This window comes from Nitrobacter sp. CN101, assembly GCF_055390255.1.
Map to the genome: position 1 here is coordinate 175,810 of NZ_AP038833.1, position 13,448 is coordinate 189,257.

A 13,448-nucleotide genomic window follows, 5' to 3' on the forward strand; every position below is an offset into this window, starting at 1 on the left:
TAATTTCATGCGAGTTCCGCTACAGCGCTTCCAATCGCACGATCGATATAGTTCGTGTAACAATTTGCGCGAGTGGTATAATGCAGCCGACTGAGGGATTAACTTCGAATTTTTATCATGTGACTGAGTTGAGTTTGACGATCATGGCACCGGGAGCGTATTCAAAGATCGCGGCCCCCTTCGAGGAGACCCAGGAGATGTCGACCAAGGCGCCCAATCCTGTTGACAAGCATGTCGGCAGCCGTGTGCGCATGCGCCGCATCATGCTTGGCATGAGCCAGGAGAAACTCGGCGAAGCTCTGGGACTGACATTCCAGCAGGTTCAGAAATACGAAAAAGGCACTAATCGCGTCGGTGCCAGCCGCATCCAGCAGATTTCCGAGATACTTCAGGTTCCGGTTTCGTTTCTGTTCGAGGGTAGCCCCACGGGCATCTCCAAGGCCGAGGGTCTGAGCGAGGCGCCATCCCCTGCTTACGTCTCCGATTTTCTTGCAACATCCGAAGGTCTCGCGCTGACCCGCGCATTTACCCGGATCACCGATGCAAAGCTGCGCCGCAGCATCGTTGATATGGTTGAACAAATTGCGGCCAAGGAACCGTTAGACCAGCGCTAGGCCTTCACCGAGCGTTGTGATGATGGCTGCCGCTTCCGACCTTCACGATCCGTGTCGTATTGCCGACGATACATCGCTTCGCCGTGAGTCCGGTCACGGCTCGTTTTTCGGACGCCGCAAGGGACACAAGCTGCGATCACACCAGAGCGACCTGATCGCGCATCTGTTGCCGCGCCTTAGTTTCGATCCCGCCAAGATCGGACTGCCCAACCTGACCGCGCTGTTCGGCGGCCGGGTTGATGAGATGCGCATTGAGATCGGTTTTGGCGGCGGCGAGCATCTCATCGCCGAAGCGCTAGCCTTTCCGCATACCGGTTTCATCGGTTGCGAACCCTACGTCAACGGCATGGCCAAGATCCTCGCGCAGATCGAAGCGCGCGGTATCAGCAATATCCGCCTGTTCGCCGGCGATGCATCGGAACTGCTGGCGTGGTTGCCTGAAAGCTCGCTTTCGCGGATCGATCTGATCCATCCCGATCCGTGGCCGAAGCGCCGTCACTGGAAACGCCGTTTCGTCCAGGACGCGACCATTGCGGCGATAGCGCGCGTACTCCGGCCGGGCGGCGAATTCCGCTTCGTCAGCGACATCGCCGACTACTGCGCATGGACGCTATCGCATCTGGCGCGATCGCCGGATTTCCTCTGGCTCGCCGAACGTGCCGCCGACTGGCGCAACCCATGGCCGGGCTACACCATGACGCGCTACGGTCGCAAAGCCACGCGCGAAGGCCGCCGCGCAACGTATTTGCGCTTTCGGCGTACAGACTGATCATTACGGACGTCGCTGGCGCCTGAGGGCAGAGCGTAGGTTTTCTTTGGCGGGATTGGCTGGGGGGTATCCCGCCTTATCTCCAGTTATCTCCAGCGCCGGCCGAAGAGCCGCAAACGATGAAATTCGCCTCTCACGCCCTCGCCGGCCTTGCCGGGGAGCACGAACACGGCTATATTTGTGGAAACTTTCTCATACGAGCGCGTATCGAGAGTGGGACCCGTCGGGACCCGCTCTTTTTTATTACCTGAACGGGCCTCATGCGCCGCGGCGTATCCAGGTTCCATCAGTCAACAACGCCGACCCGGACGACAGGAGTGGGCGGCACAGCCCGTGACCGGCAGCCCCCTTATTTATACCTTGCAGAGCGATCCTTGAACTTGGATATGACCGATCCCGTTGCCCAGATCCCGGATCACGACCTGCTCGACGAGCCTCGTCTCGTGGTCGAGCCGGGCGTCGCCGCGCGGGTCTCGTCGGTGGTCGCCCCGGTTCTGCAAGGCATGGGGTACCGTCTGGTCCGCATCAAGGTGTCAGGTGAAGCCGGCTGCACGGTGCAGATCATGGCCGAGCGGCCAGACGGATCGATGCAGATCGAGGATTGCGAGGCGATCTCGAAGGCGCTGTCGCCGGTGCTCGATATCGCCGATCCAATCGACAAGGCCTATCGGCTGGAAATCTCGTCGCCCGGCATCGACCGGCCGCTGGTGCGCCGATCCGACTTCGAACGCCACACCGGTCACCTCGCGAAGGTCGAGATGGCGGTCGCCCATCAGGGTCGCAAGCGGTTCCGCGGCATTCTTCGGGGCGTCGAGGATAACGCGGTGCGCCTCCATCGGGACGACGTCCAACAGGGCGACGATGCCGATGTCCTGCTGATCATGGAGGATATCGCCGACGCGCGGCTGGTTCTGACCGACGAGTTGATCGCGGAATCGATGCGGCGGGGCAAGGTCGCGGAGCGCGAGATGAAACGGAATCTCGGCGTTCTGCCTCCGCCTCCGCCGCACGCGAAAAACGATCTATCGAAACGCAATGCGCCGAAACGGAAACTCAAAAACGGCTCAAAAACCCCCGGGAAAAAGCCGCCGAAGAACACCAAGGAACATCGCCTGACCGCAGAAGGACTGCGGCGCGGCGACATTGATCCCATCGAAGGAGACTAAGTGATGGCCGCTGTCAGCGCCAATAAACTCGAACTGCTGCAGATCGCGGACGCAGTAGCGCGAGAAAAATCCATCGACCGAGGCATCGTGATCGCCGCGATGGAAGACGCGATCGCCAAAGCGGCGCGGGCGCGGTACGGCAGTGAGACCGACGTTCATGCGGAAATTCATCCGAAGACCGGGCAGCTCCAGCTCACCCGCCACATGCTGGTGGTCGATCAGGTCGAGAACGCCGCGAACCAGATCTCGCTGAAGGACGCTCAGCGAGCCAATCCGGGCGCGCAGATCGGCGACACCATCGCCGACACGCTGCCGCCGCTGGAATATGGCCGCATCTCCGCGCAATCCGCTAAACAGGTGATCGTGCAGAAGGTGCGCGAGGCTGAGCGTGACCGGCAATATCAGGAGTTCAAGGATCGCATCGGCGATATCGTCAACGGCATCGTCAAGCGTGTCGAATACGGCAGCGTGATCGTTGACCTCGGCCGCGGCGAGGCCGTCATACGCCGCGACGAGATGCTGCCGCGCGAGGTTTTCCGCAACGGAGACCGCGTCCGGGCCTATATCTTCGACGTGCGCCGCGAAACTCGCGGTCCGCAAATCTTCCTGTCGCGCACTCATCCGCAGTTCATGGTGAAGCTGTTCGCGCAGGAAGTGCCGGAAATTTACGACGGCATCGTCGAGATCAAGGCGGTGGCGCGCGACCCGGGTTCCCGCGCGAAGATCGGTGTGGTGTCGAGGGATTCCTCAGTCGATCCGGTTGGGGCTTGCGTCGGAATGCGTGGCTCGCGCGTTCAGGCGGTCGTCAACGAGTTGCAGGGCGAAAAGATCGACATCATCCCGTGGTCGCCCGATATCGCGACGTTCGTCGTCAACGCGCTGGCGCCGGCGGAGGTCGCGAAAGTCGTGATCGACGAAGATCGGGAGCGGATCGAGGTTGTAGTCCCCGATACCAACAACCAATTGTCGCTCGCGATCGGGCGGCGCGGACAGAATGTGCGGCTCGCCTCGCAACTGACCGGCTGGGATATCGACATCCTGACCGAGCAGGAGGAATCGGAGCGACGCCAAGCGGACTTCGAGAATGCGACTCGCATGTTCATGGAAGCGCTCAACGTCGACGAGGTCGTCGGCCAATTGCTGGCGTCGGAAGGTTTTACCTCTGTTGAAGAACTGACGCTGGTCGATACGCGGGAACTCGCCGGCATTGAGGGATTCGACGATGAAACCGCGGGCGAATTGCAGAACCGCGCCCGCGAATATCTCGAACAACTCGAGGCTGAACTGGAAAGCAGGCGAAAGGAACTCGGCGTGGACGACGCTCTGAAGACGGTACCTGGCGTGACATTGAAGATGCTGGTCAAACTTGGCGAGAACGACGTCAGGACAGTCGAGGATCTGGCCGGTTGCGCCACCGACGATCTGGTCGGCTGGACCGAACGCAAGGAAGGCGAAGCGGTCAAGCACACGGGTTATTTCGACGGCATCGAGATTTCGCGCGAGGATGCCGAGGCCATCATCATGCAAGCCCGCCTGATGGCCGGCTGGATCAGCGAAGCTGACCTGGCGAAACCGGCAGAGGCCGCCGCCGCTGAAGATCAGCCGGCATAGCGCATGATCCTGAAAAGTGGGAACCGGTTTCGATAGATCATGCTCGTTCGTAGGATTTAGGCTGGAGTCTGATCTCAATGCAGGGATTCACACTCCAGAACATTTTCCGGCTAAGTGGGTTTGGTTAGCGTGAAGAAAATGCTCACAACCAGTAACTTGCAGTCACCGCTTCTGCGGAACGTGCGCCAGGACCTCTTCCGCGAAAGCAGACTCGGCTTCGCGGGAAGACCTCGCCGCTGATGACAAGGGGAATGTTCACGACATGCTCGCCATCGCCGACCCGGCAGATCTTGACGACGGACCGCGGACCAACAAATCCGCGACGACGCGGATGTGCGTGGTTACGCGCGAGGTGCGCCCGATCGGCGACTTGATCCGGTTCGTGGTCTCGCCCTCGGGCGAGGTTATCGTGGATCTGAAACGCAAGCTTCCCGGCCGGGGCCTCTGGATTTCAGCCTCGCATGCTGCTGTTGCAGAGGCGGTCCGCCGCCACCAGTTTAGCAAGGGCTTCAAGCGGGACGTTCACGTATCGGCCTCTCTGGTTGAGAAGACCCGGCAGTTGATGGTCCGCAGCGCAATCGACGCGCTGGCGGTCGCCGCCAAGGCCAGTCAGGTCGTCGCCGGTTTCGCAAAAGCGGAGGACGCGCTGCTTCGTCATCAGGCGGTTGCCCTGCTTCACGCCGCAGACGGCGCCGCAGACGGAATTCGGAAATTGGATGCTACCGTCGCGAAAATAGCCGTTCAGTCCGGTAAAACGCGGGAAATCCCGGTTGTCACCAGCCTGACGTCGGCAGAATTGGATTTGGCACTTGGCAGGGCAAATGTGATACATGCAGCCCTGCTCGCAGGCCCGGCGAGCAAGACTTTCCTGCAGCGCAGCCAGATCCTGGTTCGATACCAGGATGGCGGGCAGCGGCAAGGCAGCTGAACACGGCAAGAATTCTAACGACACCACCTGTGCGATCGCGTACAGCGCAACAAGATTGGGACCGCTGAATGGTTGATACGAAAAATCCTGGCGACAAGACTCTGAGCGTCAGCCCGTCCAAGACCTTGACGCTCAAGCCTCGCGTCGAGCAGGGCACCGTGCGCCAGAGCTTCAGCCACGGCCGTACCAAACAGGTGGTGGTCGAAAAACGCGGCAAGCGTCGAATCGGCGGCGACTCTCCCGGCCCGGAACCGACGGGAACCTCGGAGCCGGTCGCCCCCAGGGCGCAGGCTGCCAAGACTCCACCGGCTCGCGCCGCGACACCCGCCGCTCCGCGCTCGGGTTCAGGCGTCGTGTTGCGGAAACTGACCGAGGACGAGCGTAGCGCGCGCGCGAGCGCCCTGGCGGGAGCCAAAGTGCGCGCCGAAGAAGAGCGTCGTATTGCGGAAGCCGAAGCTGCGCGGCGCAACAGCAAGGAAGGCATCGAACAGGCCGAGCGCGAGGCCGCCGAGGCTCGCCGCAAGGCCGAGGAAGAGCGCCACCGTCAGGAAGAGGAAGCCAAGCGCAAGGCCGAACTCGAAGCCAAGCGCCGGTTCGGCGAAACTGAGACCAAGGCTGCACCGGCCAAAACCACGACCACCACCACGCGCGCAGCGCCTCCGGCGCGGCCGGCCGCTGTCGCCGCCGACGGCAGCGACGAGGACGAGGCTCCGCGCCTGGTCCGTCGTCCCGGCGGCGGCCCCGCCCGTCCTGTGATCGCACCGAAGCCGGCTGCCAAACCGGCGCCCGCCAAGCAACGCGGCCGTCTGACGCTAGCGACGGCATTGAGCGCCGACGACGTGCGCGAACGATCGATCGCCTCGTTCCGCCGCCGCACCCAGCGCCTGAAGGGTCATGCCTCGAATGAACCGAAGGAAAAGCTGATTCGCGAGGTCATCGTGCCGGAAGCGATCACCATCCAGGAGCTCGCCAACCGCATGGCCGAGCGCGCGGTCGACGTGATCCGGATGCTGATGAAGCAAGGCGCGATGCACAAGATCACCGACGTGATCGATGCCGACACCGCGCAACTCATCGCTGAAGAACTGGGCCATACCGTCAAGCGCGTCGCCGCGAGCGACGTCGAGGAAGGCTTGTTCGATGTGGTCGACGATTCCACCGATACCGAGCCGCGCTCGCCGGTCGTCACCGTGATGGGCCACGTCGATCACGGCAAAACCTCGCTGCTCGATGCGCTGCGTCACGCCAATGTGGTGTCGGGCGAAGCCGGCGGCATCACCCAGCACATCGGCGCCTATCAGGTCGCCTCGCCGGAGAGCGGCAAGAAGATAACCTTCATCGACACGCCAGGCCATGCCGCGTTCACCGCAATGCGCGCCCGCGGCGCCAAGGTTACAGACATCGTCATCCTCGTCGTCGCTGCGGACGACGGCGTCATGCCGCAGACCATCGAGGCCATCAATCACGCCAAGGCCGCCAAGGTCCCGATGATCATCGCGATCAACAAGATCGACAAGCCCGACGCGAAGCCGGAGCGCGTGCGCACCGAATTGTTGCAGCACGAGGTACAGGTCGAATCGATGGGCGGCCAGGTCGTCGACGTTGAGGTATCAGCGAAGAACAAGACCAACCTCGACAAGCTGCTTGAAATGATCTCCCTGCAGGCGGACCTGCTCGACCTCAAAACCAATGCCATGCGCCCCGCCGAAGGCACCGTGATCGAGGCCAAGCTGGATCGCGGCCGCGGCCCTGTGGCCACCGTGCTGGTCCAGCGCGGCACCCTGCGGGTCGGCGACATCATTGTCGCCGGCGCCGAAATGGGCCGTGTCCGCGCACTGATTTCGGATCAGGGCGAAACGGTCGACGAGGCCGGCCCGTCGGTACCGGTCGAAGTGCTTGGATTCAACGGACCGCCGGAAGCCGGCGACCGCCTTGCCGTCGTCGAGAACGAAGCCCGCGCCCGCCAGGTCACAAGCTATCGCGCTCACCAGAAGCGCGAAAACGCCGCCGCCAGCGCCTCCGGCATGCGCGGCTCGCTCGAGCAGATGATGTCGCAGCTCAAGACCGCGGGCCGCAAGGATTTCCCGCTGATCATCAAGGCCGATGTGCAGGGCTCGCTGGAAGCCATCCTCGGCTCGCTGGAAAAGCTCGGCACCGACGAAGTCGCCGCGCGCATCCTCCATGCGGGCGTCGGCGGCATCAGCGAATCCGACGTCACGCTGGCGGAGGGTTTCAACGCCGCGATCATCGGCTTCAGCGTTCGTGCCAACAAGGAAGCCGCGGCCGCAGCCAAGCGCAACGGCATCGAGATCCGCTACTACAACATCATCTACGACCTCGTGGACGACGTGAAGAAGGCGATGAGCGGACTGCTCGCGCCGACGCTGCGCGAAACCATGCTGGGCAACGCTGAGATCCTGGAAGTGTTCAACATTTCGAAGGTCGGCAAGGTGGCTGGTTGCCGCGTGACCGACGGAAACGTGGAACGCGGCGCCAACGTCCGTCTGATCCGCGACAATGTCGTGGTGCACGAAGGCAAGCTGTCAACGCTGAAGCGTTTCAAGGACGAAGTGAAGGAAGTCCAGTCGGGCCAAGAGTGCGGCATGGCGTTCGAGAACTACGGCGACATGCGCGCCGGCGACGTTATCGAGTGCTATCGCGTGGAGACCATTCAGCGCTCGCTGTGAGTCCGAATCTCACAAGAGAGCTGCGTTAATTGGGATACGGCGTCATGGCCGGACGCGTTCCGGCCATCCACGTCTAAAGCCAGATATCTCGAGAAAGACGTGGATGCCCGCGACAAGCGCGGGCATGACGACTGTTTGAAAGACGCCGTTTCATGCCGCGCCATCATCAGCAAGCTAAACAACCCGGTGCCTCGCAACGCCAGTTGCGCGTCGGTGAGACCGTGCGTCACGCGATCGCCGAAATTCTCACGCAGGGTCACGTGCATGATCCCGTGCTTGAAGGACATCTCATCACGGTGCCCGAAGTCCGCATGTCACCCGACCTCAAGCTCGCGACGATCTACGTGATGCCGCTCGGCGGCCGCGATACCACCGACGTGATCGAGGCGCTCGACCGCAACAAGAAATTCCTGCGCGGCGAGATTGCGCGGCGCGTTAACCTGAAATTCGCACCTGATATCCGCTTCCGCGCCGACGAGCGATTCGACGAAGCGGAACGTATCGAGAAATTATTGAGAACACCTGCGGTGCAGAGAGACCTCGCACCGGATTCGGACGAAAGCTGACGATCATGACGACGCAAAACGGCGCATTCGATTCGCCAATTGGCGAATCGGACGGGCCCGAGAAAAATAATTCTGATCGCGGAAATAATTTTTCCGACACATCGCCACATGACGAGGACACCTCCCTCTCCCGCTCGGAGCCCGAGGAGAGCGGAACTCGCTCCGAGCGGATTGGGGTGGGGGAGTTTTCCTCGGCGACCCATCGCACGAGTGAGGTTCGCCACCCCACCCCGCAAGCGGGAGAGGGAAGAAAGAAACAGAACAACCAGCCGCGCCGCGACAGGCGCGACGTGCATGGCTGGGTGATTCTCGACAAGCCCATCGGCATGACATCGACCCACGCGGTGGCGGTTGTGAAGCGGCTGTTTTCGGCCAAACGCGCCGGGCACGCCGGCACGCTCGATCCACTGGCCTCGGGCGGTCTGCCGATCGCGCTTGGCGAAGCCACCAAAACCGTTCCTTTCGTCATGGACGGCCGCAAGCGCTACCGCTTCACGGTGCAATGGGGCGAGGAGCGCGATACCGACGACAGCGAGGGCCGGGTTACGGCGACGAGCGCGAACCGCCCCGACGCGGACGCGGTCCGGGCGCTGCTGCCGCGCTTCACCGGCACGATCGAGCAGACCCCGCCGCAATATTCCGCGATCAAGATCCAGGGTGAACGGGCCTATGACCTCGCCCGCGACGGCGAGACCGTCGCTTTGCAGCCGCGACAGGTCGAAATTCACCAACTGACCGTTGTGGAACACACCGATGATGGCCGGTCCGCGTTCGAGGCCGAGTGTGGCAAGGGTACCTATGTGCGGGCGCTGGCCCGCGACATGGGACGGATTCTTGGCTGTTACGGCCACATCAGCTCGCTACGGCGGACGCTTGTCGGCCCGTTCGGCGAGGCGGACATGATTCCGCTGGAAGAATTGGAAGCTTTGTGCAATAGAGCCGCGTCCGGCGAGGGAAACCTCGCGGACGCTCTTCTGCCCGTTGAGACCGCGCTGGACGACATCCCGGCGCTGGCCGTCACTCGGGCTGATGCGGCAAGGCTCCATCGGGGCCAGGCCGTTTTGTTGCGCGGACGGGATGCACCCCAGAGTAGCGGCGTTGTCTATGTCACGGTGGCGGGCCGGTTGCTGGCCCTCGCCGAACTGGGGCACGGCGAACTCATCCCCAAGCGCGTATTCAACCTGACCGGGCTGACAGCCAGTTCCGGCCGCAACGAAAACGAAAGAGGCTGACGATGTCGGTGACCGCCGAACGCAAAGCGGAAATCATCAAGTCCAGCGCCCGCAAGTCGGGCGATACCGGTTCGCCGGAGGTTCAGGTCGCGATCCTGTCGGAACGCATCTCCAACCTTACGAACCATTTCAAGAGCCACACCAAGGACAATCACTCCCGTCGTGGTCTCCTGAAGCTCGTCTCCACGCGTCGTTCCCTTCTCGATTACATCAAGAAGAAGGACGAGGCGCGTTACAAGGCTCTGCTCGAGAAGCACAATATCCGTCGTTGAGCAAAGTCCGCGCGCATCCTTGCGCGCTTGATGCGTGGACTGAATGTCCGCGCCATGTGTGTGACCTGCAAAAAACGGAATGCGCTTTTTGCAAACAGATCACGCCCAAGAAGAGCGTGTCCAGCAGCAATCCGGCGGCTGGGCGATGACGGGTCAAATGCCCGTACCATCGGAAGGATGGACGCCATTCAAGACCTGAAGACCATGGCAGGATCGCCGGACGCTGACACAGCTACGATCGTTGTGGCCAGCGTCCCGCAATCTTGCGCATGGTCTTTGCGTCTGGCGTCCGTGCTTTCGTGAACCCATGAAAGACAACAAGATGTTCAACAAGCATTCAGTCGAGATCGACTGGGGCGGGCGTCCGCTCAAACTCGAAACCGGCAAGATCGCCCGTCAGGCCGACGGCGCCGTGATCGCCACTTACGGCGAGACCGTCGTGCTCGCTACCGTCGTCGCGGCCAAGGCGCCGCGCGAAGGCGTCGATTTCCTTCCGCTCACAGTCGATTATCAGGAGAAGACCTACGCCGCGGGCCGCATTCCCGGAGGCTACTTCAAGCGCGAAGGCCGGCCGACCGAAAAAGAGACGCTGGTTTCCCGCCTGATCGACCGCCCGATCCGTCCGCTGTTCGCCGACGGCTGGCGCAACGAGACCCAGGTCATCGTCACCGTACTGTCGCACGACATGGAGAACGATCCCGACGTCCTGGCAATGGTGGCCGCGTCCGCCGCGTTGACGCTTTCCGGCGCCCCGTTCAAGGGGCCGATCGGCGCGGCGCGCGTCGGCTTCATGAATGACGAATACGTGCTCAACCCGACGCTGGACGAAATGGTTGATACCCGGCTCGAACTGGTTGTCGCCGGCACCGCCGACGCCGTGCTGATGGTTGAGTCCGAAGCCAAGGAGCTGAGCGAAGACATCATGCTCGGTGCCGTGATGTTCGGCCACCGTCACTTCCAGCCGGTCATCAACGCCATCATCGAGCTGGCCGAGAAGGCTGCGAAGGAGCCGCGTGAAGTCAGCCAGGCCGACGACAGCGCGCTCGAGAAAGACATGCTCAGCCTGATCGAAGCCGACCTGCGCCCAGCTTACGCCATTGCCGACAAGCAGCAGCGCCAGAATGCCGTTGCCGCCGCCAAGGCCAAGGTCATCGCGCATTACTTCCCGGAGGGCCAGGAGACGAAATACGACAAGCTTCGCATCGCCGGCGTGTTCAAGCACCTCGAGGCCAAGATCGTGCGCTGGAACATTCTCGATACCGGCAAGCGTATCGACGGCCGCGACGTCAAGACCGTGCGCAACATCGTCGCCGAAGTCGGCGTATTGCCGCGCGCCCACGGTTCAGCGCTGTTCACCCGCGGTGAGACCCAGGCGATGGTCGTGACGACGCTCGGCACCGGCGAGGACGAGCAGTACATCGACGCGTTGTCGGGAACGTACAAGGAAACCTTTCTGCTGCACTACAACTTCCCGCCCTATTCGGTCGGCGAGACCGGACGCCTCGGCGGCACCAAGCGCCGCGAGATTGGTCACGGCAAACTGGCGTGGCGCGCGATTCATCCGGTGCTGCCGCCGCATCACGAGTTCCCCTACACCATCCGCGTCGTCTCCGAGATCACCGAGTCCAACGGGTCATCGTCGATGGCCTCGGTCTGCGGCGCCTCGCTGGCGCTGATGGATGCCGGCGTTCCCTTGAAGCGGCCGACAGCGGGCATCGCCATGGGTCTCATTCTCGAAGGTAGCCGCTACGCGGTGCTGTCGGACATTCTCGGCGACGAGGACCATCTCGGCGACATGGACTTCAAGGTGGCAGGCACCGAAAGCGGCATCACCTCGCTGCAGATGGATATCAAGATCGCCGGGATCACCGAGGAGATCATGAAGGTCGCGCTCGGTCAGGCCAAGGACGGGCGCATCCACATCCTCGGCGAGATGGCGAAAGCTCTGACCAACGCCCGCGCTGAGCTCGGCGAATACGCGCCGCGCATCGAGACCTTCAAGATTCCGACCGACAAGATCCGCGAAGTGATCGGCACCGGCGGCAAGGTGATCCGCGAGATCGTCGAAAAGACCGGCGCCAAGGTCAACATCGAGGACGACGGCACCGTGAAGGTGGCCTCGAACGACGGCGAAGCGATGAAGGCCGCGATCAAATGGATCAAGTCGATCGCTTCCGATCCGGAGGTCGGCCAGATCTACGAGGGCACCGTGGTCAAGGTGATGGAGTTCGGCGCCTTCGTGAACTTCTTCGGCGCCAAGGACGGCCTCGTCCACATCAGCCAACTCGCGGCTGGCCGCGTGCAGAAAACCTCCGACGTCGTCAAGGAGGGTGACAAGGTCAAGGTCAAGCTGCTCGGCTTCGACGATCGCGGCAAGACTCGGCTGTCGATGAAGGTGGTCGATCAAGAGACCGGCGAAGATATCGAGGCCAAACAGAAAGCCGAGGCGCCGGCACGCGAGGCCGCAGGCGAGTAAGGCGTCGGCAGGCGTAGCCAAAGTTACGAAAGGGCGGCTTTCGAGCCGCCTTTTTTGTTCCACTAATGTGTTTTCAGGCGAAGTGGGCACCGGTTCGCGTAATGACACCGCGTCAGAAAAATCATAGAGCGCTTCTTTCGATGGAAACGCTTCATCGGAATACAGCCAGCTCCCTCTCCCGCTTGCAGGGCAGGGTTAGGAGCCGTTCGTCGCAACACAATCCTTAACCACATCGCCCAACGCCTCGAAATCAGCCTTGCGCGGAGAGGTCTTGCGGAAGGCCAGTCCGATGCTGCGGCCGGGTTGCGGCTCTTCCAGCCGTAGAAATTTCACGCGGCTGTCGCGCGCCTCGACATCGGCGGCGATCTGCGGGATCAGCGTCACGCCATAACCACCAGCGACCATCTGCATCACCGTGGCAAGGCTGGAGGCGCCGAATGTCATGCCGGTCGCGCCCGGCGTCGGCCCACGCGGGATCGTGGCGCAGAACGCCAGAGCCTGATCGCGCAGGCAATGGCCGTCCTCGAGCAGGATCAGGCGCGACTGATCGATGTCGCGCGCCGCCACGCGGCGTTCGCAAGTGCGCGGATCGCTTGCCGGCACCGCCAGCAGGAACAGGTCGTTGAAAAGTTCGAGCGTATCGATGTCCGGCTCGCCGAGCGGCAGCGCCAGCATGGCGGCATCGAGCACGCCACCTTTGATCTCCTCGACAAGCAGCCGCGTCTGCGTTTCCCGCAGTTCAAGCTGCAACTCGGGAAACTTCGATTGCAGCGCGGGCAGGATATGCGGCAGCAGATACGGCGCCAGCGACGGGATGATGCCAAGCGTCAAGCGTCCCGTCAGAGGGCTTGCACGATGGCGGGCGAAATCGACGAGATCGCGCGCTGACGCCAGCACGTCCTCCGCACGGCGGGAAATCTCCCGGCCGAGCTCGGTCAGCAACACCTCGCCGGGACGCCGTTCCACCAGCGTGACGCCAAGGAACTGTTCCAACTCCCGAATCTGCATCGACAGCGCCGGCTGGGTGATGGCGCAGGCCTCCGCGGCGCGTCCGAAATGACAGTGGCGCGCGAGCGCGGCAAGGTAGCGGAGCTGTCTGAGCGTGACCATTTCCGATCAGATTAGCT

11 protein-coding genes are annotated in these 13,448 nt (G+C 62.4%); 10 read left to right on the plus strand and 1 reads right to left on the minus strand.

Annotated features, from left to right (window positions below):
* Positions 1-197: 197 nt before the first annotated feature.
* The 10 genes from ACZ5IL_RS00795 (at position 198) to pnp (ending at position 12,321) form a co-directional block, all read left to right on the plus strand.
* Positions 198-614, plus strand: a complete 417-nt coding sequence (locus ACZ5IL_RS00795) for a helix-turn-helix domain-containing protein (protein ID WP_309773349.1) — start codon at positions 198-200, stop codon at positions 612-614.
* Positions 615-633: 19 nt separating this feature from the next.
* Positions 634-1,383: a tRNA (guanosine(46)-N7)-methyltransferase TrmB gene (gene trmB, locus ACZ5IL_RS00800; protein ID WP_464594580.1), complete on the plus strand. Its 750-nt coding sequence runs from the start codon at positions 634-636 to the stop codon at positions 1,381-1,383.
* Between the two features lie 386 nt (positions 1,384-1,769).
* Positions 1,770-2,549 (plus strand): ribosome maturation factor RimP, encoded by a 780-nt coding sequence (rimP, locus tag ACZ5IL_RS00805; RefSeq protein WP_464594581.1) that lies wholly within the window; start codon positions 1,770-1,772, stop codon positions 2,547-2,549.
* Positions 2,550-2,552: 3 nt separating this feature from the next.
* A complete protein-coding gene (nusA, locus tag ACZ5IL_RS00810; protein ID WP_464594582.1) occupies positions 2,553-4,160 on the plus strand; it encodes a transcription termination factor NusA in 1,608 nt (535 codons plus the stop codon).
* A gap of 262 nt (positions 4,161-4,422) precedes the next feature.
* Complete coding sequence (locus ACZ5IL_RS00815) at positions 4,423-5,088, plus strand: RNA-binding protein (RefSeq protein ID WP_464594584.1); 666 nt, start codon at positions 4,423-4,425, stop codon at positions 5,086-5,088.
* A 68-nt stretch (positions 5,089-5,156) separates the two neighbouring features.
* Positions 5,157-7,775, plus strand: a complete 2,619-nt coding sequence (gene infB, locus ACZ5IL_RS00820) for a translation initiation factor IF-2 (protein WP_464594585.1) — start codon at positions 5,157-5,159, stop codon at positions 7,773-7,775.
* A gap of 152 nt (positions 7,776-7,927) precedes the next feature.
* A complete protein-coding gene (gene rbfA / locus ACZ5IL_RS00825; RefSeq protein ID WP_464594586.1) occupies positions 7,928-8,341 on the plus strand; it encodes a 30S ribosome-binding factor RbfA in 414 nt (137 codons plus the stop codon).
* A 5-nt stretch (positions 8,342-8,346) separates the two neighbouring features.
* Entirely contained in the window at positions 8,347-9,573 is a 1,227-nt protein-coding gene (gene truB, locus ACZ5IL_RS00830; protein WP_464594587.1) for a tRNA pseudouridine(55) synthase TruB, read from the plus strand.
* 2 nt (positions 9,574-9,575) lie between these two features.
* On the plus strand, positions 9,576-9,845 hold the full coding sequence (gene rpsO, locus ACZ5IL_RS00835; protein WP_079445085.1) for a 30S ribosomal protein S15: 270 nt from the start codon (positions 9,576-9,578) through the stop codon (positions 9,843-9,845).
* A gap of 322 nt (positions 9,846-10,167) precedes the next feature.
* Complete coding sequence (gene pnp / locus ACZ5IL_RS00840; protein ID WP_464596969.1) at positions 10,168-12,321, plus strand: polyribonucleotide nucleotidyltransferase; 2,154 nt, start codon at positions 10,168-10,170, stop codon at positions 12,319-12,321.
* A 195-nt stretch (positions 12,322-12,516) separates the two neighbouring features.
* Here pnp and ACZ5IL_RS00845 read toward each other — a convergent pair whose 3' ends face one another.
* Positions 12,517-13,431, minus strand: a complete 915-nt coding sequence (locus tag ACZ5IL_RS00845; protein WP_464594588.1) for a LysR substrate-binding domain-containing protein — start codon at positions 13,429-13,431, stop codon at positions 12,517-12,519.
* Between the last annotated feature and the right edge of the window lie 17 nt (positions 13,432-13,448).

What these genes read in the sequence shown, in the direction of transcription:
- truB (WP_464594587.1), top strand. Translation starts at nt 8,347, where the DNA reads ATGACGACGCAAAACGGCGCATTCGATTCGCCAATTGGCGAATCGGAC.
- ACZ5IL_RS00845 (WP_464594588.1), bottom strand. Translation starts at nt 13,431, where the DNA reads ATGGTCACGCTCAGACAGCTCCGCTACCTTGCCGCGCTCGCGCGCCAC.
- infB (WP_464594585.1), top strand. Translation starts at nt 5,157, where the DNA reads ATGGTTGATACGAAAAATCCTGGCGACAAGACTCTGAGCGTCAGCCCG.
- ACZ5IL_RS00795 (WP_309773349.1), top strand. Translation starts at nt 198, where the DNA reads ATGTCGACCAAGGCGCCCAATCCTGTTGACAAGCATGTCGGCAGCCGT.
- rimP (WP_464594581.1), top strand. Translation starts at nt 1,770, where the DNA reads ATGACCGATCCCGTTGCCCAGATCCCGGATCACGACCTGCTCGACGAG.
- pnp (WP_464596969.1), top strand. Translation starts at nt 10,168, where the DNA reads ATGTTCAACAAGCATTCAGTCGAGATCGACTGGGGCGGGCGTCCGCTC.
- ACZ5IL_RS00815 (WP_464594584.1), top strand. Translation starts at nt 4,423, where the DNA reads ATGCTCGCCATCGCCGACCCGGCAGATCTTGACGACGGACCGCGGACC.
- rbfA (WP_464594586.1), top strand. Translation starts at nt 7,928, where the DNA reads ATGCCGCGCCATCATCAGCAAGCTAAACAACCCGGTGCCTCGCAACGC.
- trmB (WP_464594580.1), top strand. Translation starts at nt 634, where the DNA reads ATGATGGCTGCCGCTTCCGACCTTCACGATCCGTGTCGTATTGCCGAC.
- nusA (WP_464594582.1), top strand. Translation starts at nt 2,553, where the DNA reads ATGGCCGCTGTCAGCGCCAATAAACTCGAACTGCTGCAGATCGCGGAC.
- rpsO (WP_079445085.1), top strand. Translation starts at nt 9,576, where the DNA reads ATGTCGGTGACCGCCGAACGCAAAGCGGAAATCATCAAGTCCAGCGCC.